Genomic DNA, 18,538 nt, shown 5'->3' with positions numbered 1-18,538 from the left:
TGTCAGTCGAGCAAGGCGTCGAACTGCTTGAGCCACTCGGGATGCGCTGGCCAGGCCGGGGCAGTTACCAGCTTACCTGAAGTCACGGCCTTGTCGACGGCAATCTCGGCATAGTCGCCCCCCGCCAGCCGGACTTCCGGGGCGCAGGCGGGATACGCCGATACCCGGTGGCCTTCCAACGAGACGGCCGCAGCCAGTAACTGAGCCGCGTGGCAGATGGCGGCCACGGGCTTGTTGCTGTCAATGAAATAGCGCACCAATTCCAGCACTCGCTCGTTGAGGCGCAGATATTCCGGAGCGCGCCCGCCGGGGAGCACCAAACCGTCGTAATCGCTCGGATCGACCTCGGCAAAGGTCGCATTGAGTGTGAAGTTATGGCCCGGCTTCTCGGTATACGTCTGATCACCTTCGAAATCATGAATGGCCGTCTTGACACTATCGCCCTCGCGCTTGTCGGGACAGATGGCATGCACTTCGTGCCCCATGGCCTGCAAGGCTTGGAACGGCACCATGATTTCATAATCCTCGACAAAATCTCCGGCAATCAACAATAACTTAGCCATGCTGTGTGCTCCTTGTATCACGACGCCGATGCGCAGGCGACCCTATGCAAAGCGTAGCCGAGCCAGAACAACTCGCAATGGATGCTTCGCTCCTGACATCAACCCAACTGATATCCTATCAGGGAAATTCATTGTTGCTGATACAAAAACTCTCGTTACAGTACACCTTTCCTGGTCGTCAATGGCGACCACCATCGTCGGACGAAGGGAGTCGTCATGCTGAGTGGCCTGTTGATCGTACTGTTGCCGTTGATACTGGGTTACCTCGTCCCCGTACGCCATCCAGACGTGATGGCAGCCATCAATCGGGCAGTGAACGCATCGATCTATCTGATCTTGTGGTTGATGGGGGTGAGCCTGGCAGGCATGGAGGACCTGTCGTCACAACTCTCCCGTATGGGAGGGCAGGCCCTGACGCTCTTCCTGCTGACGACTGTCAGTAACCTGATAGCGCTCTGGTGGCTATCCCGCCGCCTGGCATGGCAGTTGGAGGCTTCGCCTATCGTCACGGGCGCTCCCACCAGCAAACTAACCGCCATGCGCGGTTCCTTGAGCCTGGTCGGTGCAGTGTTCCTGGGTATCCTGGTGGGTATTCTACTCGTCACGTTTGATTTACAGAGCGGGCATGTCGTGGCCGAAGTCCTGGCAGAATGGGTCCTCTACGTCCTGCTGGCATTGATTGGCTGTCAGCTCCGTAACTCCGGTATGCCGTTGAAACAGATTCTGCTCAACCGCCATGGACTCACCATCGCCATCACCCTTGCCGCCAGTTCGCTGGTTGCCGGTCTGGCGGCGGCGCCCTTACTGGCCTTGTCATGGAATGAAGGGCTGGCCATGGCTGCCGGCTTTGGCTGGTACTCGCTATCGGGCATTCTGATCGGTGACGAGCTGGGTGCCATGCTGGGCGGCGTCGCTTTCTTCAATGATCTGGCAAGAGAGTTACTCGCCTTTCTGCTGATTCCCTGGCTGATCCATCGCATGCCACCTCTGGCCATCGGTTATGGCGGCGCCACGTCCATGGACTTTACTCTGCCGGTCATTCAGCAACACGGGGGCGTAGCCTGTGTCCCGACCGCAGTCGTCAGCGGGTTTCTTCTTTCGCTACTCTCGCCGCCGCTGATTCTATTCCTGCTTGCTCTGTAGACAGTCACCCGAGGTATCCTTTCGGCGAGACCCGAACGATCGTGTATGCACTCTCCTTGCACATTGGGTGACCAATAGCTGCATATCGGTCAGGCAGACTCGTGACAGCGTCCATCTCTATCCGGAGACCCACATGTGCCGATCGTTTCGCTCTTCGCGATACCCTGCCCAGCCCCGACTGACAGTGTCACGACTGGGCATCAAGCTGTTCGCCATCATATTGCTCGTCAATGTAGCCATCTCGGCACTGGTGTTCCTTGCGGTATCGCGCAGCCTCGATCAAGGCTTCATCGATTATCTTGAAACGACCCAGGCCAATCGTGCTGAAACGCTCGCGGAAGGATTAGCCGAAGAGTGGACTCGGCGTGGTGACTGGCAGTGGTTACGTGACGACCACCGTGCCTGGTTCCGGCTAGTCCGTCAGCAACTCTGGCCCGGCGAGGGACCTCCCCCCGAGGGCATCGAAAGACAGCTAGGCGATGCTCGTGACTTCGTCCTTCACGACGCTGAAGGGCGCCCGGTCATTGGCCAACCGCCACGACGCGATGACGATGCGCCGCTGGTGCTCAACTGGCTGCCGATCGTCAGCGACGGCAAGCAGGTCGGTGCCCTGGGATATCGTCCGCCACAACAACTCATGGCGCGCATGGATCGCATATTCCTGTCTCGCCAGCGACGCAACCTCGGTATCATCATCACCTCGCTGGCGCTGGCGTCGCTACTGCTGGCAGGAGGGTTATCATGGTGGCTGGGAAGGCGCACGCGTGGCATGGCACTCGCAACGCACCGCTTGACCGAAGGCGATTACAGTATCCGTTTGCCGGAACGAGGCCGTGACGAACTGTCACGACTGTCCCATGATTTCAATGTTCTGGCCGAGACACTGGAAGCGACACGCGAAGCTCGTCAGCGCTGGGTGTCGGATATCGCACATGAGTTGCGTACTCCACTAGCCGTGCTGCGAGGTGAAATCGAAAGCATGCAGGATGGCATCCGACCGCTGGACCACGACAACATCCACTCGCTTGCCCAAGAAGTCGCTCAACTCGAACGGCTCGTTGGCGACTTGCGCCTTCTGTCCCAGAGCGACGCCGGGGCATTGGAAGTATCGTTGGCCCCTCTCGATCTTGCTGACGTCCTGAGTCTTCGCCTCGATGAAGCAAAGGGCTGGCTCGACGATCATGGCATCACTCTCGAGACGAACATCGAACCCGCGCTCATGATCCGCGGTGACCAGCAGCGTCTCCGTCAACTCTGGGACAATCTGATGGACAACACCTGTACCTACACACAGGCACCCGGCAGATTGCATGTCTGCCTGGAAACCAATGAACATCAGGCACGTCTGACCTGGGAAGACAGCGCCCCAGGCGTTCCGGATGATGATCTCGCCCGTCTGACGGAACGACTGTACCGTGTTGAAGGTTCTCGCAGTCGCCAGAGTGGTGGTAGCGGCTTGGGGCTCTCGATTGCCACGGCGTTGGTCAAGGCCCATGGAGGCCAGATGTCAGCAGCACATTCATCGCTGGGCGGGTTATGCTGGATACTCGAATTCCCCCTGATCCAAGAGCAACGTGTATGAATGATCGCGACTCCATCCTGATCGTCGAGGACGAGCCCAAGATCGCACGACTGGTCACCGACTATCTCGATAACAGCGGTTTCCAGTCGCACCATATCGATCACGGTGACCAGGTAATGGCATGGCTACAAGACCAGCAATGCGACTTGATGCTGCTGGATCTGATGTTACCCGGCATCGATGGCCTGACGCTGTGCCGCATGATCCGCGAACGATGGCCACGACTGCCGGTGATCATGCTGACCGCCAAGGTGGAGGAAGTCGACCGCCTGCTCGGGCTGGAACTGGGCGCCGACGACTACATCTGCAAGCCATTCAGTCCCAGGGAGGTCGTAGCCCGTATCAAAGCGGTACTCCGCCGCAGCCGGGTTGCCGATACCCCCGAGACGAGTGATTCACAGCCGCCACTGACGCTCGACGACGACGGCTGGCGTGCTCTGGCGGGCAGCCAGGATCTCGGCCTGACGGCCGTGGAATTCCAGTTACTCAAGGTACTGATGAACGCACCCGGGCGCATTTTTTCGCGCGATCAATTGATGGACCACATGTACCGGGATCACCGTATCGTCTCGGAACGTACCGTCGACAGCCATATCAAGAAATTGCGGCGCAAGATTGCCGATATCTGGCCGGAACGGGAAATCATCCGCTCGGTCTATGGCGTTGGCTACAAGTATCAACCCGAGGAGTGACCCCTTGCTCTACCGCTCGATGGATCGGGAATGTGCATGAGCATGCTCGACTATTGCACGCTTGCTGCATGGTAATTGCACAGGATGGGCGGACACTGTGTTCGAAGCGCGAGGTAGCGCTGATGTTCCCCAACAGACAGGAGTCTCGACATGAGCTTCATCACCCCACGCAAGTTCTGGATGCCCACCCTGCTGGCACTGGCTATCGCACCAATGTCCTTCATCGCGACCGCCGCCCCGGGTGACGAGAAAAGTCAAGGTAATGACGCGCATAAACCCCATGAGCAGCGATTCGAGGCCATGGCCGACCAATGGGACCTGAGCGAGGAGGAGCGGAATGCGTTGCACGATGCCCGACAAGACTATCGTGACCAGCGCGAAGCCCTGCGTGAAGACTATCGTCAAACGATGACCGACATACTCGGCGAAGAGCGTGTCGATGAGATGCATGATCACAAGCGCGATATTCATGAGAAGCGCCACAAAGCGCATCGCGACTTCATGCAGCAACGTCTGGATGCCCTTTATGACAGTTGGGAACTCAGTGAAGACGACAGACAGGCACTGGACGATGCACATGAGGCCATGCGTGAACGTGCCCGCGAACTGCATGATCAGGCGTTCGACAATCGCGAAGACAAGCATGATGCCTGGCTGGAGATTCGCGATGAACACCGTGACGCCTTGGCGGATGTGCTCGATGACGCGCAGCTCGAGGCCCTGAAAGTGATCATGAAACCACCTCATGGCAAAGGTCCGCATGGACCCCATGGTGACAAACATCACCACGAAAGCGATTCCTGACTGCTACGGGTGCCCGCCAGTTGCGGGCACCCAGCACTTACGGCCTATCTCATGCATGACGCTCCCGACTCTGGTATCGTAACCGCCCCTATCGCAGCACTGATGTCGATCGATGCCATTTCTGCTCAAGTTATTTCCCGAGATTACCATCAAGACCAGGCCGGTACGCCGAGAACTGGTTCGCTGCCTGCGGGCCAATGTCGTCAACACGTTGCGTAGGCTGGACACGCCCATTCGTGTCATCAACCATTGGGATGCGCTTGAGGTTCGCCCCAACGAGACGCTGGATTCCGACACGCACGCGCAGTTGGAAACGACGCTGACCCGCATCGCGGGTATCCATGAGGTCCTGGTCGTGGAAAATGCTGTGTTCCGCTCCTTCGACGACACGGCCACCCGATTGATTCCACTATGGCGCGACGCCATCGCGCACCGCCGTTTCAAGGTGCGAGTCAAGCGCCGCGGCCAACATGATTTCCGATCCGAGGAACTGGAGCGCTATCTTGGCAGCGCACTGCTGCAAGCCGTACCCACGGCCTCTGTAGACTTGACGCACCCCGATGTCGACGTTGCCCTCGAAATCAAGGGGGAACGGATGACGTTCATTACGCACCGCATGCCGGGCCTGGGTGGCTATCCACTCGGCACACAAGGCGCCGCACTGGCACTCATTTCCGGTGGCTATGATTCCCCGGTAGCGGCCTATCGTATGATACGCCGCGGCCTCAAGACGCATTTCCTGTTCTTCAACCTGGGTGGGCCAGCCCATGAAACCGGGGTGCGCGAACTGACCCATCACTTGTGGCAGCGTTACAGCGCCTCCCATCGAGTCAACTTCATCTCGATTCCCTTCGAAGGCGTCGTCAATGAATTGATTGCCAAGGTGCCCGACGGTTTGATGGGCGTCGTACTCAAACGCATGATGCTACGTGCCGCGACTCGGATGGCCGCTCGGGGACGCATTCCTGCACTGGTCACTGGTGACGCCATCGCTCAGGTCTCGAGCCAAAGCCTGACCAATCTGGGACTGATCGACGACGTTGCGGAACGCCCGGTATTGCGTCCGCTGGTGGCCAGCGACAAACAGGCCATCATCGATGAAGCCCGACAGATCGATACGGCACGCTTTGCCGAAACCATGCCCGAGTACTGCGGTGTCGTCTCGAAAAAACCCAATACCCGGGCCAAGCGCCATCAAATCGACACGGCAGAGACCCGGTTCGACTTCACCATACTGGATCGCGCCGTGGATAACGCCAGCATCACACGGGTCGATGAACTGCCAACGCTCCCGTCACCGTCTCTAACGGATGTCACGGTCATTGATACGCCCGACGAGCTGGCGGCCGGCAAGGGCTATTGCATCATCGATATTCGACATCCCAGCGAACGCGATGACGCACCACTCGACATACCCAGTGTCGAACGGCTCGATATTCCTTTCTACGAACTGCAGGACAAGGCTGGCACGCTCCCCACCGATCGCTACTACCTGCTCTATTGCGATCAGGGCGTCATGAGCCGGATGCAGGCACTGCAGCTTGCCGATCAGGGCCTGCATCATTTCGGTGTCTACCGGCACGTCACGCCTCAACCATAAAGGACTTCCGGTAGCCACAAGGCGATCCCCGGGACCATATACAGGATGGCCATCGCCAGGAACACCATGAACAGGAACGGAGCTATCCCCAGGAAGATATCTCCCAGTTGGACCCCTTTGGGGGCGATTCCCTTGAGGTAGAACGCCGACATGGCCATGGGTGGCGTCAAGAATGACGTCTGTATGTTCAGCGCCACCAGCACGCCAAAGAACAGTGGATCGATACCGAACAACTGCAGCAAGGGCAGAAAAATCGGCACGAAGATGATGATGATCTCCGTCCACTCCAGCGGCCAGCCCAACAGGAAGATCAAGATTTGGGCAAGGATCAGGAATTGCAGAGGCGATAACGACATTCCGTCGATCCAGTGTTCGATCAACGAGTGGCCACCGAGCAACGAAAATACCGACGAAAAGATCCATGAACCGACAAACAGCCAACAGACCATGGCGCTGGTCCGAGCCGTCAGAAAGACGGCTTCCTTGAGTCGCGGCCAATTCAACTGTCGGTAGGCCGCCGCCAGCACAATAGCACCAAGCGCACCGATGCCGGCCGCCTCATGAGGCGTGGCCAGACCGAACAGAATCGCCCCCAGTACCGCCATGATCAGGACGAAAAGCGGCACGAATGACGTTAATAGCTGCCAGTAGACCTGGCCTCGCGGCACATCGAGTTCGGCCTGGGATAACTTGGGAGCGACCTGGGGATTGAGCATGGCCCGCCCCATCACATAAAGGATGTACAACCCCGCCAATAGCAGACCGGGAAAGAGTGCCGCCGCATAGAGGCGTACGACCGAGACACCTGCCATGGCACCGTACAGAATCAACATGATGCTGGGAGGAATCAGGATTCCCAGACAGCCACCGGCACAGATGACCCCACTCGACATCCGTTTGTCATAACCTGCTTTGAGCATCGCTGGCAGCGCCAGCAACCCCATCAACGTGACGACAGCGCCAACGATGCCGGTTGCCGTTGCGAACAGGGCACAGGTAATCAGACTCGCTACCGCCAATGACGCAGGCATGCCACGCGCCGCCAGTTGCAGGCTATAGAACAAGCGATCGAGGATATTCGCCTGCTCCACCAGATAGCCCATGAACAGAAACAAGGGAACGGCTATCAGAACATCGTTGGACATGACCCCATAGGTACGCTGCACCAGCAGTGAGAAGATGATATCGCCGATGGCAAAGTAGCCGAATCCTACGCCCATGGCGATCAAGGTGAACGCAATGGGAAAGCCCAGCATGATGAGAATGACGAGCATCCCCAGCATCAGGATGCCGATCTGCGGATCGCTCATGACCGGGTCTCCTCATGACGCTGGCCTTCCGCATGTTCCGAGTCAGCAAGCTCCTGCACGTCACCCGGGCGAGGCGGCCAATAGCCATGGCGCAAACAGGCGATACAGCGTGTGATTTCCGCCAGTCCTTGCAACATGAGTAGAACGGCGGCGAAAGGAATCACGAACTTGAAGGGATAAAGTGGCGGTCCATCGGGAGTGAAGGAGCTATGTTCATTCTGACGGAACGAGATCGCGAAATAATCCCACCCGTTCCAGATCAGCGCGAGCACCCCCGGATAGAAAAAGACCATATACAGCACCAGGTCCAGACCGGCCTGCATGCGAGGGGGGAAATACCTCGACAATACATCGGCACGAACATGCGCGTTATAGGACAACGCATAAGCGCCGCACATCATGAACAGCGTGCCATAGAGCATGTAACTGGTGTCATAGGCCCAGGACGTGGGAGCTCCCACGACATAACGCATGAAGACTTCGATACTGACAACAGCGGTCAGAAACAGAATGCACCAGGCAAAGAACTTGCCTGACCAAAGGCTGATCCGGTCGATCGCTGCGATACCTTTATACATGACAGTCTCCGATGCCGGGATGAATCACGAGCAACCACGGTATCCAGCGCAACCTGATTCGCCGCACCTCCAGCCGCCTTCCCTGGCGCTGGCATGACGATGAGTACACCCACTGGCCTGGAACCGCTGGCTCGCACCTTGAGTCATGCACCACAACAGGTATCAAGCCATTTTCGACGTATCCGTCGCCGCCCGTCCGAAGAAATGCTCATAAGCCGGGTTCTTGGGTGCGTTACCTTCCAGGTGCCAGCCGACCACTCGCTCGCAGTAGGCTCTCTGGCTGTCGATGACCTTCTTGAAGAAAGCGTCTTCGGACTGCTCGTCAATCACCTTGTCCCAGGCGTCGAGCTGGGCTTTCAGCACCGAGTCAGGCGTGATGTAGGTTTCCACTCCTTCTTCTTCCCGCATCGCCTGAAGGTCCTTGGGATAGCGATCCATCGCTTTCCAGTACATTTCCGACGATGCCGCCTTGGCGGCATATTCGAGGATCGCCTGGAATTCCGGGTCGAGGCTGTTGAACTTGTCCCGGTTGAACATGACCTCGAAGGCCTCGCAATCCTGGTGGTAACTACGCAGCATCCAGGTCTTGCTGACATCGGGGAACCCCAATAACCGGTCGGAAGACGGATTGTTGAATTCGGCACCGTCAAGCAGCCCTCGGTCCATGGCCGGTACGATATCGCCACCCCCCATGATGGTGACGGCCGCTCCCACCTCATCCATGAGATCTGCCGCCAGACCAACGGTACGATACTTTTGCCCTTCGAGATCCTCGACACCGCTGATTGGCTCCTTGAACCATCCCAAGGCCTGGGTCGGCATCGGACCGGTCAGGTAGCCGACGAGCGGAAGTTCCAGCATCTCGAGCAGTTCGTTGTACAGTCCACGACCTTCCCCACTCCAGAACCAGGCCAGGAACTGATGTGCATCCCAGCCAAAAGGAGGCGGCGTACCGAACAACGAATACGCCTTATGCTTCCCATACCAATACGCACAGACGCCATGTCCGCCATCCAGTGCACCGGATATCACTGCATCCTGCAGTTCCAACGCACCGACCACGGACCCCGCCGGCAATAGGTTGAGCTCCAGCCGACCGCCGGACATCTCATTGACGATTCGCACGTAATCCGCGGCGAACTCATGAAAGATATCTTGATCAGGCCAGGTACTCTGGAAACGGAGTGTCGTCGTCTGGGCGACGGCAATACTCGGGAAGCCGATCGCAGCCGCACCTGCCGCCGCTGCGGAACCGGTCAGAAAGCGCCGCCTCGAGGTACGCAGCGTATGATTGTCCTCCTGACCGACATGGGTCGATACGGCATGATCAGCGGAAACCTGTTCTGGCGTGTTCTCGTTATTCATCAGACTCTCCAGACTTGTTGTTGTAATTCACCATACGGGTCGTGACGAACAGCGCCCGGCTGTTCTCAGAGAGACTCGGTCCTCCCGATTCGACAGACAGAGCCAGGACAAGCCTCTGGACTGCACTGCTTTTCACATCGGTTACATCATGTATAGCCCTGTCAAAAGGGATTGCAAGCCTATCCATAGGCAGTCAACGGATTTTCCACTTTCCAAGCCTCTCAATGAGCACAAACCGGTATCTGTCGACATCGTGCCCCGAGAACTGACATCGCCCAGAGACGGCAGTTGAATTCATGACGAGAAGTGCGTATTTTATTTGAACGATTAATTAAAAAAGAGTTCGCAAACAACACGGAGGGCATTCTTCCCCATGCCTCATGACACTTTCGTATCGGAACGACGCGACCGCTTGAATCCGGTCGTGTTCTACGGATCCGTCGTCGGCATCTTCGTTTTCCTCGTCATCACGATGAGTTTTACCGAAGAAGCCGGCGCTTTCTTCAATGCCGGTCTCGCCTGGGTCAACGAAACGTTCGGCTGGTACTACATGCTGGCGATCGTTGCCTATCTGGTCTTTGTGATCGGTATCGGGATATCCCGCTTCGGCAACATTCGATTGGGGCCGGATCATGCCCGCCCCGAGTTTTCGCTGTTATCCTGGTCGGCCATGCTGTTCGCTGCCGGCATCGGCATCGACCTGTTGTTCTTCAGCGTCGCCGAACCGCTCTCGCACTTCCTGGCACCACCGACCCTTGAACCGGAAAGCCAGGCGGCAATGCGCAATGCCGTCGTACAGACCTATCTCCACTGGGGGCTTTCCGGTTGGGGACTCTATGTCCTGATGGGAATGGCGCTCGCCTATTTCAGTTACCGGCATCGTCTGCCACTGGCCATTCGCAGTGCACTCTATCCGCTACTTGGCAAGCGCATTTACGGCCCTATCGGCCATACCGTCGATATCACCGCTGTGGTATCCACCGTATTCGGCATTGCGACCAGCTTGGGCATCGGTGTCATTCAGCTCAACTATGGGCTGAACTACATGTTCGATGTGCCGGAGAACCTGTCCGTGCAGGTCATCCTGATCGTCATGGTCGTCATCATCGCCACGATTTCCGTGGTCAGCGGCGTCGAAAAAGGCATTCGCCGACTATCGGAATTCAATATGCTGCTGGCCCTGGCGCTGTTGCTCTTCATCCTGTTCCAGGGGCATACCCTGAAACTCCTCGATATGGTCGTCAATAACGCAGGCGACTACTTCTCGAGCTTCATCGCCAAGAGTTTCGACACTTATGCCTACGCCGGAGAGGATGCACAGGAGTGGAAAGGATGGTGGACCATCTTCTTCTGGGGATGGTGGATCGCTTGGACTCCGTTCGTCGGACTGTTCCTGGCACGTATTTCCCGCGGCCGTACCATCCGCGAGTTCGTCGCAGGCGCCTTGGGTATTCCACTGGCCTTCATGATGGTCTGGATGTCCGTGCTGGGAAACAGCGGTATTGAACTGGTGGCTAACCAGGGAGTGGCCGAACTCGGCGAGCAAGCGTTGAACACACCGCAAACGACACTCTACACCCTACTGGAATCTTATCCCTGGGTCGGAGTGACCGCAGGCATCGTCACTATCCTTGGTATCGTCTTCTTCGTGACATCGGCCGACTCCGGTGCCTTGGTCATGGCCAACTTCACCTCGATCCTGTCCGACGTCAACCACGATGCCCCGATCAAGCTGCGTATCTTCTGGGCCGTCATCATCGGGCTGGTAACCATTGCACTACTGATGGCAGGCGGATTGAATGCCTTGCAAAGTGCCGTAGTCATCACCGCCCTGCCGTTTTCCATCGTGATCTTCGCCATCATGGCCGGCGTGTACCGCGCCCTGCGAACGGAAGGCGACAAAGCCGATGCCCGCCGCCAGGTCGCCGGTGGCAACGACCAGGGCGGTGACTGGCGCGAGCGCCTCGATCGTGCCCTGGACACGTCCACCCGCGCCGGTGCCGCTGCCACGATCGAGCATGCCATCCGACCAGCACTCCAGCAGTTCGCCAATGAACTCAAGCAGCGCGGCCAGCACGCGCATGTCAGTGAAGATCGTGTCGATGGAGAAACGCTGCCACGGCTGACATTGCAGGTCGACCTGGACGATTCCCAAAGTTTCGTCTACCAGGTACGTTCGCATCGCATGCGCACGCCAAGCTTCCTGCCCGTCGATGACGACTACTACCTGCGCCTCGACGTCTACCTAGCCGAAGGCGGATTGGGCCAGGACCTCAACGGCCATACGCGCAGCCAGGTCATCGGTGATGTGCTCGCCGAATACGAGCGCCACCTACACTTCCTGGCCAAGACGAATCCGTCGGGCCAGACACCCGCCATGCCCGGCGCCATCGGCGACACGGAAGCGTTGGACTCGACTTCCTGAGTGCCAACGTCCATCGACCTTTCCGCCCTCGGTAGCCGTATGGCTGCCGAGAGCGGTGGTATGACTACCATTACTGACGTGGATCATCGGCCGCATCCAGATATTCGATACCCCAGGGCCCCTCACCATGTAATTGAATGACCGTCTCCCCTTCGGCATACCCGAACATCGGATCTCCGGGAGACATGATCGCAAAGCCGCCTACCGGCAAAGGTTGCGTCGCTGCGGTGTCGTATGACTCACCGTGAGCGAAATGCAGGGTGCCCTCCAGCACCGTCACCCGTTCGTATGCGGGATGAACATGCGGTCTGATTTCGTAACCATCTTCGAGCCGCAGGCGAATGGTGAAAGGCGCTTCTTCCGTCATGTCGCCTTCGATCACAGCGATTTCTGCACCTTCGCCCATCGACCCCACGGGTCCCCACTCCAACTGGTCGGCGGTGCCCATGATATGGCCGTTACCATGATAAGGCATATCTGCCGCACTCACGGCCGGGATGCTCCCCAAACTCATGCCGAGCATCAATAGCATTATGGTTTTCATGACCTTGCCTCCTCGTATGGTTTGTTTCAGGTGACACGACAAGCGCTGCCGTGTACTGCGAGGACGCACAGGCCCCACGAGATGTTCCCGATAAGCCTCTCGTCATACCGGGAACCTTGTCCTGGTCTGTTGCGTCCTGGCGGTATAACGAGAAGAGGCGCATGATCAATCGATGAGAGACGGGTGAAATCGGGAGGCCACATGAGCGCAGCCTCATCAGGCGGGTCTCGTCGCCGGCAACCGAAGCGGTGGTTCCAATGTCAACTGGAGCCACTGATGGATCGGCTTTACGGCACTGCGCTGCGCCTGACCCGGAATCCTGACGATGCCGAAGACATCGTTGCCGAGGCGATCGAAAAAGCCTGGAGCAAACTCGATGAACTGCGTGATCCCGACTGTTTCCAAGGCTGGCTGTTCCACATCCTCAACAATACATTCATCAGTGAGTGGCGCCGCCGACAGAGCCGCCCGCCATTTTCGTCGGATGATGATGCACCTACACTGGATGAGTGCGATTCGGAAGATTTCTCACTATTCCGGCAACTGCATCAGCCCTTTCTGCTCTGGTGGGGCAATACGGAAGAACGCTTCCTGAATGAACTTCTACAAGAGGAGCTTCAATTGGCGCTGGATGCGCTACCTGACCCGTTCAGAGTCGTTCTGATCGTCGTAGAAGTGCAAGGATATTCCTACGCCGAGACCGCGGAAATGCTTGGCATACCGGTCGGCACGGTACGTTCGCGGTTGAATCGTGGTCGTTCGTTGCTCCAGAAGTCACTCTGGCAGCAAGCCAGTGATGCCGGCATCGCAGTCAACCGACCGGGGAATGAGGGGGCTTCACCATGACACGACGGACACTGACATGCGAAGAAGTCATCGAGCAACTCTTCGACTATCTTGATCAGGAGCTGGATGATCAACGTCAGGCGGATATCGAACAGCATCTGGCCAAGTGTCGCGATTGTTTTTCCCGCGCAGAGTTCGAACGACGCTTACGTGACAGAATGGAGGCGCTGACACAAGTGCCGGCACCCCATCGCTTGCATCGGCGGATTCGGTCGCTGCTCGATCAATTCGACGACGAATCCAATTCGACGACCTGACTGACGATCCAGATTTCAACCGGTCACGGATAAAGGGCATGGTCGCAATACTCGGTTACTCACGACAACAGATCATCTCAGCGGTACAGGGCATGTATACCGCCGTAGCCAACGATCCGGCATCGCCCTTTCACTTTCCCGTGGGCGATTCTGCATGCCATTTCCTCGATTACCCACAAGCGCAGACCGCCCAATTGCCGGCCGCCACACTGGATTCCTTTGCCGGCGTCGGCTACCCCTTTCACGGTGAGGCGATCCAGCCTGGCGACCGGGTTTTGGACATCGGGGCGGGAGCCGGTAATGACAGCTTGATCGCCAGACAGTTGACAGGTCCGGAGGGGCACGTCATCGCACTGGATTTGACGTATGCCATGACCCGCAAACTCAGAACCGTCATCGATACCCATGACATCGATTCAATCGATGTCATTCAGGCATCCGCCGAACGACTGCCACTGGCCAACGACAGCATCGATAGCATCACCAGTAACGGCGCGCTCAACCTTGTGCCGAATAAACGTCTTGCCGTTGCCGAGATGTTCCGGGTCCTACGACCACGGGGGCGTCTGCAAATCGCCGATATCGTGATCCAGCGCCCTGTATCGGTGGATTGCCACGACGACCCACGACTCTGGGTCGAGTGCGTAGTGGGAGCCACCGTCAAGGAGGATCTGTTGGCGCTGTTCCGTGATGCCGGCTTCGAGGACATTCAGGAACTCAACGCCCGCGACTATTTTGCTCTCAGCCCCAGCGAACAGACCCGGGATATCGCCTCCAGTTTCGGTGCCCATACCATCGAGCTGAGCATGCGCCGGGGACTGACAGCTCCGTCATTGCTACAGCAATGGTTACGGCGACTCGATCCGCGTCGCTGGTTCCGGTCAATATGGCGCAGAGGCCTTCTGGGAGTCATCAGCCTGATACTGGCACTGTTGAGTTGCTACGGGACGCTGGCAACAGTCGCCATACTTCCGCTACTGGGCCTCGGGCTGACCATCGACGAAGGTATCTGGGCTACCTCCATCGTGATCTTCTCTTTTCTGACCCTGTTGGCAATTACAGCAGGAATACGCCGACATCACACCGTGTGGCCGCTTCTGGTAGGCATAGGAGGCACTGTAATCCTACTGTACACCCTGTTCGTTGATTATCAGCCACTAATCGAACTCGGCGGATTCATTCTATTGATCATTGCCACCGGGTGGGATCTGTATCAGCGACGCAAACGGGAAGCTGACGTATTGGGGCTGTCATCACCCAGTCATGCTCATGACTGACGCACGAACTGTGCCAGTTGGGTGGGATGACCCAAGTAGGGATGCTCTTCGCCGACGCCACCGAAGGTCACGCGATAGCCGTGTCGACGTGCAATACCCAGCCCCCATTGCCGAAACTTGGCACGATCCCACTCAAACCAATGATCTTCATCGCGGAATTCACCAGGGGCCAGGTCAAACAAGGGATTATACTCCCGGTTCGGTGTGGTCATGACCAGCATCCCAGGGCGATAGAACCCGAATACCGCTTGCTCGACCTCCGACAGTCGTGCCGAAGGCACATGTTCGATGGTCTCGACCATTGCCGCTGCGTCAAATCCAATAAAACGTGAGGAGCGTTCTGTATAAGAGGCGCATACCAACTCCAGGCGGCCGGGGTTCGCGGCCATCGGCTCCGCCAAACGCTGCTTGGCCTGCACCAGCCCGATTCCCGACTGTTCCACCCCCAGGATCCGGGCAAATTGTATGTCAGCCAGCAGACATGCCAATAGAGCCCCCGAGCCGCACCCCAGATCGAGTACGCTGTGCGCGCCACTGACCTTGAGCAGGGCCAGAACCTTATGCAACCGCTGCTGATGAAGATCGGTAGCCTCGCTATGCATCAATGATGGCCCTTCTCATGGAAATGGCGCTCGATGATGCCGGAAACGGCCGCCAACCGATAGGGGGTTCACACCAGCGTCGCCCTCTCGATGCAGTGGCAGTCCCATGTTCAGCCCATCATGTCCAGCACGATCCGTCCTTCGATCTTGCCATCAATCATCCGCTGGAAGACATCGTTGATGTTCTCCAGCCTTTCCGTGGCGATGGTGGCCTTGACCTTGCCTTCACCGGAGAAGTCCAGCGCCTCCTGCAGATCCTGGCGAGTGCCAACGATGGAGCCGCGCACCGTGATGCCGTTGAGCACCGTATCGAAGATCGGCAGCGGGAAGTCGCCAGGCGGCAAGCCGTTGAGCACCAGGGTCCCACCGCGACGCAGCATGCGCTGGGCCTGATCGAAGGCCTTGGGCGACACCGCCGTAACCAGAGCGCCATGAGCACCGCCGATCTCTCGCTTCAGGGTATCGGCCGGATCGGCCTGCAAAGCATTGACGGCAACGGTGGCCCCCAAGCGCTCGGCCAGTGCCAGCTTACCGTCGTCGATATCGACCGCAGCCACGTTGAAGCCCATGGCCTTGGCATATTGAACTGCCATGTGACCGAGGCCGCCGATGCCCGAAATCACTACCCACTGGCCGGGGCGGGCATCGGTCATCTTGAGTCCCTTGTAGACCGTCACACCAGCACACAACACCGGGGCGATCTCCAGGAAGTCCACATTGTCTGGCAGCCGCCCCACGTAGCCAGCATCGGCTAGGGTGTAGTCGGCGAAACCGCCGTTCACCGAGTAACCGGTGTTCTGCTGCGACTCGCACAGAGTTTCCCAGCCACCCAGGCAGTGCTCACAGTAGCCACAGGCAGAATAGAGCCACGGCACGCCGACACGGTCACCCTCCTTGACGTGCTTGATGCCCTCACCCACCGCGACAATGTGGCCGACGCCCTCGTGACCGGGAATAAAGGGCGGCCTGGGCTTGACCGGCCAGTCACCGTGGGCGGCATGCAGATCCGTGTGGCAAACCCCTGAAGCTGCCACCTGAACCAGGATCTCGCCTTGTTGCGGCCGGGGTGTGGCGACCTCCTCAATCGCCAGCGGTTCGCCGAACTGGCGTACTACGGCGGCTTGCATCGTCTTGTCCATCTCATATCTCCTCGGTTAGGGCAACAGAATGCCCCCGATCACCGCTCGCCGGGGGAGGTAGCGGTGAGCCCCGCTCTGCGTGTGGAAATAGGGAATGGCTGCTCGAGCCAACGCGCCAGAGCAGCCAGCTTTTGGACAGCGCCTAGAAGAATCCCATCGGATTGGCGTCATAGCTCACCAGCAGATTCTTGGTCTGCTGATAGTGTTCCAATGCCTGCTTGTGGGTTTCACGACCGATGCCGGACTTCTTGTAACCCCCGAAAGCGGCATGAGCCGGGTATTGGTGGTAGCAGTTAGTCCATACACGACCGGCCTGGATACCACGGCCCATGCGGAATGCCACGTTGATATCGCGACTCCATACACCAGCACCCAAGCCGAACTGGGTGTCATTGGCAATCGATAGTGCCTCGGCTTCGTCCTTGAAGGTGGTCACTGCCACCACGGGGCCGAAGATTTCCTCCTGGAAAACACGCATGCTGTTATTGCCCTTGAGTAGCGTCGGTTCGATATAGAATCCCCGGTCATAAGCCGGATCGAACGACGCCTTGGAGCCGCCGGTCAGAAATTCGGCACCTTCGTCACGTGCGACATCCATGTAGGACATGATCTTGTCGAATTGCTCCTCTGACGCCTGAGCCCCTACCTGAACCTCGGTATCCAGCGGATTCCCGCGTTTGATCGATTGAGTACGCTCCATGACCCGTGCCATGAAAGGTTCGTACATGCTTTCCTGAATCAATGCCCGCGATGGACATGTACAGACTTCGCCCTGGTTGAAGAACGCCAGTACCAACCCTTCCACGGCCTTGTCGATGAACGAGGACTCGGCATTCATGATATCGGCGAAATAAATGTTCGGCGATTTGCCACCCAACTCTACCGTCGAAGGAATGATATGCTCGGCGGCACACTTGAGGATATGCGATCCCACCGGTGTCGACCCGGTGAAGGCGATCTTGGCGATGCGGGGACTGGCGGCCAGGGCCTGCCCGGCTTCGGCGCCATAGCCATTGACGATATTGATGACGCCCGCCGGCAGCAGATCACCAACCAGTTCCATGAGTTTGAGAATCGAAGCCGGAGTTTGTTCGGCGGGTTTCAATACCACGCAGTTACCGGCAGCCAACGCCGGTGCCAGTTTCCAGGTTGCCATCAAGATCGGGAAGTTCCAGGGAATGATCTGTCCCACGACGCCTAACGGCTCATGAAAATGATAAGCCACCGTATTGTTGTCGATATCTGCCAGCGTGCCCTCCTGGGCACGGATGCAACCGGCAAAGTAGCGGAAGTGATCGACCGCCAATGGAAGATCCGCATTCAGCGTTTCGCGCACGGCCTTGCCGTTGTCCCAGCTTTCGGCAACGGCCAGTTGTTCGATATTCTGCTCGATACGTTCGGCAATCTTGAGCAACAGATTGCCACGCTCGGCGGCTGACGTCTGGCCCCATGCCGGTGCCGCCTGATGCGCTGCATCGAGCGCCTTGTCGATATCTTCGGCCGTGGAGCGAGGAATCTCACAAAACACCTCGCCATTGATCGGGCTGACGTTATCGAAATACTGCCCTTTGACCGGGGCGACGAACTCTCCACCAATGTAGTTGCCATAGCGTGAATCGAACGCGACCACCGCATCGGCTTGACCGGGATTGGAATAAATCATGGCATGCTCCTGTCGAATTGCGTCTGTTGTCGTTATGGGTGAAGCTCCCTTCAGTGTTGGACAGCTCACGCCATGGCGACATACTTCCCTGGCAGGAGAGAGGCTCGTTCTTTGGTAGGAGATCAGGAGTTGGCTCCAGGGAGCTCGG

Annotated in this window: 17 protein-coding genes; 9 read left to right on the top strand and 8 right to left on the bottom strand. The window is 57.9% G+C overall.

The features are described from left to right. Positions 1 to 2: 2 nt before the first annotated feature. On the bottom strand, positions 3 to 563 hold the full coding sequence (locus FVV99_RS05315) for a DJ-1/PfpI family protein (protein WP_148252989.1): 561 nt from the start codon (positions 561 to 563) through the stop codon (positions 3 to 5). A gap of 216 nt (positions 564 to 779) precedes the next feature. On the opposite strand from FVV99_RS05315, the gene FVV99_RS05310 reads away from it, so the two are divergent. The 5 genes from FVV99_RS05310 to thiI all read left to right on the top strand — a co-directional run bounded on the left by FVV99_RS05310 (position 780) and on the right by thiI (position 6,384). Beyond that, a complete protein-coding gene (locus FVV99_RS05310) occupies positions 780 to 1,706 on the top strand; it encodes a lysine exporter LysO family protein (protein ID WP_148252988.1) in 927 nt (308 codons plus the stop codon). A 133-nt stretch (positions 1,707 to 1,839) separates the two neighbouring features. Further along, positions 1,840 to 3,288: an ATP-binding protein gene (locus FVV99_RS05305; protein ID WP_148252987.1), complete on the top strand. Its 1,449-nt coding sequence runs from the start codon at positions 1,840 to 1,842 to the stop codon at positions 3,286 to 3,288. After that, positions 3,285 to 3,980, top strand: a complete 696-nt coding sequence (locus FVV99_RS05300; RefSeq protein WP_148252986.1) for a response regulator — start codon at positions 3,285 to 3,287, stop codon at positions 3,978 to 3,980. Before FVV99_RS05305 ends, FVV99_RS05300 begins: the two co-directional genes overlap by 4 nt. A 150-nt stretch (positions 3,981 to 4,130) precedes the next feature. Then, positions 4,131 to 4,784, top strand: a complete 654-nt coding sequence (locus tag FVV99_RS05295; RefSeq protein WP_148252985.1) for a coiled-coil domain-containing protein — start codon at positions 4,131 to 4,133, stop codon at positions 4,782 to 4,784. A gap of 112 nt (positions 4,785 to 4,896) precedes the next feature. Continuing rightward, on the top strand, positions 4,897 to 6,384 hold the full coding sequence (gene thiI / locus FVV99_RS05290) for a tRNA uracil 4-sulfurtransferase ThiI (RefSeq protein ID WP_148252984.1): 1,488 nt from the start codon (positions 4,897 to 4,899) through the stop codon (positions 6,382 to 6,384). On the opposite strand, the gene FVV99_RS05285 is transcribed toward thiI, so the two are convergent. The 3 genes from FVV99_RS05285 to FVV99_RS05275 form a co-directional block, all read right to left on the bottom strand. Then, positions 6,375 to 7,694, bottom strand: coding sequence for a TRAP transporter large permease (locus tag FVV99_RS05285; RefSeq protein ID WP_148252983.1), 1,320 nt, complete (start codon positions 7,692 to 7,694; stop codon positions 6,375 to 6,377). The two genes, thiI and FVV99_RS05285, sit on opposite strands and share 10 nt — an antisense overlap. Then, on the bottom strand, positions 7,691 to 8,272 hold the full coding sequence (locus FVV99_RS05280) for a TRAP transporter small permease subunit (protein WP_148252982.1): 582 nt from the start codon (positions 8,270 to 8,272) through the stop codon (positions 7,691 to 7,693). The genes FVV99_RS05285 and FVV99_RS05280 overlap by 4 nt, the downstream gene beginning before the upstream one ends. A gap of 162 nt (positions 8,273 to 8,434) precedes the next feature. Next, positions 8,435 to 9,637 carry a TRAP transporter substrate-binding protein gene (locus FVV99_RS05275; RefSeq protein ID WP_148252981.1) on the bottom strand — a complete coding sequence of 401 codons (1,203 nt, stop codon included), beginning with the start codon at positions 9,635 to 9,637 and terminating at the stop codon, positions 8,435 to 8,437. 373 nt (positions 9,638 to 10,010) lie between these two features. On the opposite strand from FVV99_RS05275, the gene betT reads away from it, so the two are divergent. Further along, complete coding sequence (gene betT, locus FVV99_RS05270; RefSeq protein WP_148252980.1) at positions 10,011 to 12,062, top strand: choline BCCT transporter BetT; 2,052 nt, start codon at positions 10,011 to 10,013, stop codon at positions 12,060 to 12,062. Between the two features lie 70 nt (positions 12,063 to 12,132). Here the strand turns inward: betT and FVV99_RS05265 are convergent, their stop codons facing one another. Then, positions 12,133 to 12,606, bottom strand: a complete 474-nt coding sequence (locus FVV99_RS05265) for a cupin domain-containing protein (RefSeq protein ID WP_148252979.1) — start codon at positions 12,604 to 12,606, stop codon at positions 12,133 to 12,135. A 276-nt stretch (positions 12,607 to 12,882) separates the two neighbouring features. On the opposite strand from FVV99_RS05265, the gene FVV99_RS05260 reads away from it, so the two are divergent. Genes FVV99_RS05260 through FVV99_RS05250 form a run of 3 tightly spaced genes read left to right on the top strand, consistent with a single transcriptional unit; the run spans position 12,883 to position 14,986 of the window. Next, positions 12,883 to 13,452 (top strand): RNA polymerase sigma factor, encoded by a 570-nt coding sequence (locus tag FVV99_RS05260; RefSeq protein WP_148252978.1) that lies wholly within the window; start codon positions 12,883 to 12,885, stop codon positions 13,450 to 13,452. After that, on the top strand, positions 13,449 to 13,709 hold the full coding sequence (locus FVV99_RS05255) for an anti-sigma factor family protein (RefSeq protein ID WP_148252977.1): 261 nt from the start codon (positions 13,449 to 13,451) through the stop codon (positions 13,707 to 13,709). The genes FVV99_RS05260 and FVV99_RS05255 overlap by 4 nt, the downstream gene beginning before the upstream one ends. Before the next feature lie 38 nt (positions 13,710 to 13,747). Continuing rightward, positions 13,748 to 14,986: a MerC family mercury resistance protein gene (locus tag FVV99_RS05250; RefSeq protein ID WP_148252976.1), complete on the top strand. Its 1,239-nt coding sequence runs from the start codon at positions 13,748 to 13,750 to the stop codon at positions 14,984 to 14,986. On the opposite strand, the gene FVV99_RS05245 is transcribed toward FVV99_RS05250, so the two are convergent. The 3 genes from FVV99_RS05245 to exaC form a co-directional block, all read right to left on the bottom strand. Beyond that, a complete protein-coding gene (locus FVV99_RS05245) occupies positions 14,977 to 15,588 on the bottom strand; it encodes a methyltransferase (RefSeq protein WP_236645304.1) in 612 nt (203 codons plus the stop codon). The two genes, FVV99_RS05250 and FVV99_RS05245, sit on opposite strands and share 10 nt — an antisense overlap. A gap of 110 nt (positions 15,589 to 15,698) precedes the next feature. Further along, entirely contained in the window at positions 15,699 to 16,727 is a 1,029-nt protein-coding gene (adhP, locus tag FVV99_RS05240) for an alcohol dehydrogenase AdhP (protein ID WP_201745029.1), read from the bottom strand. Positions 16,728 to 16,869: 142 nt separating this feature from the next. Continuing rightward, entirely contained in the window at positions 16,870 to 18,390 is a 1,521-nt protein-coding gene (gene exaC, locus FVV99_RS05235; RefSeq protein WP_148252974.1) for an acetaldehyde dehydrogenase ExaC, read from the bottom strand. Positions 18,391 to 18,538 lie beyond the last annotated feature (148 nt).

The organism is Aidingimonas lacisalsi (assembly GCF_008079445.1).
In the GTDB taxonomy this organism is placed as follows: Bacteria; Pseudomonadota; Gammaproteobacteria; order Pseudomonadales; family Halomonadaceae; genus Aidingimonas; species Aidingimonas lacisalsi.
Note: the sequence above shows the minus strand (reverse complement) of the source record. Positions and strands in the feature narration are given on the sequence as shown.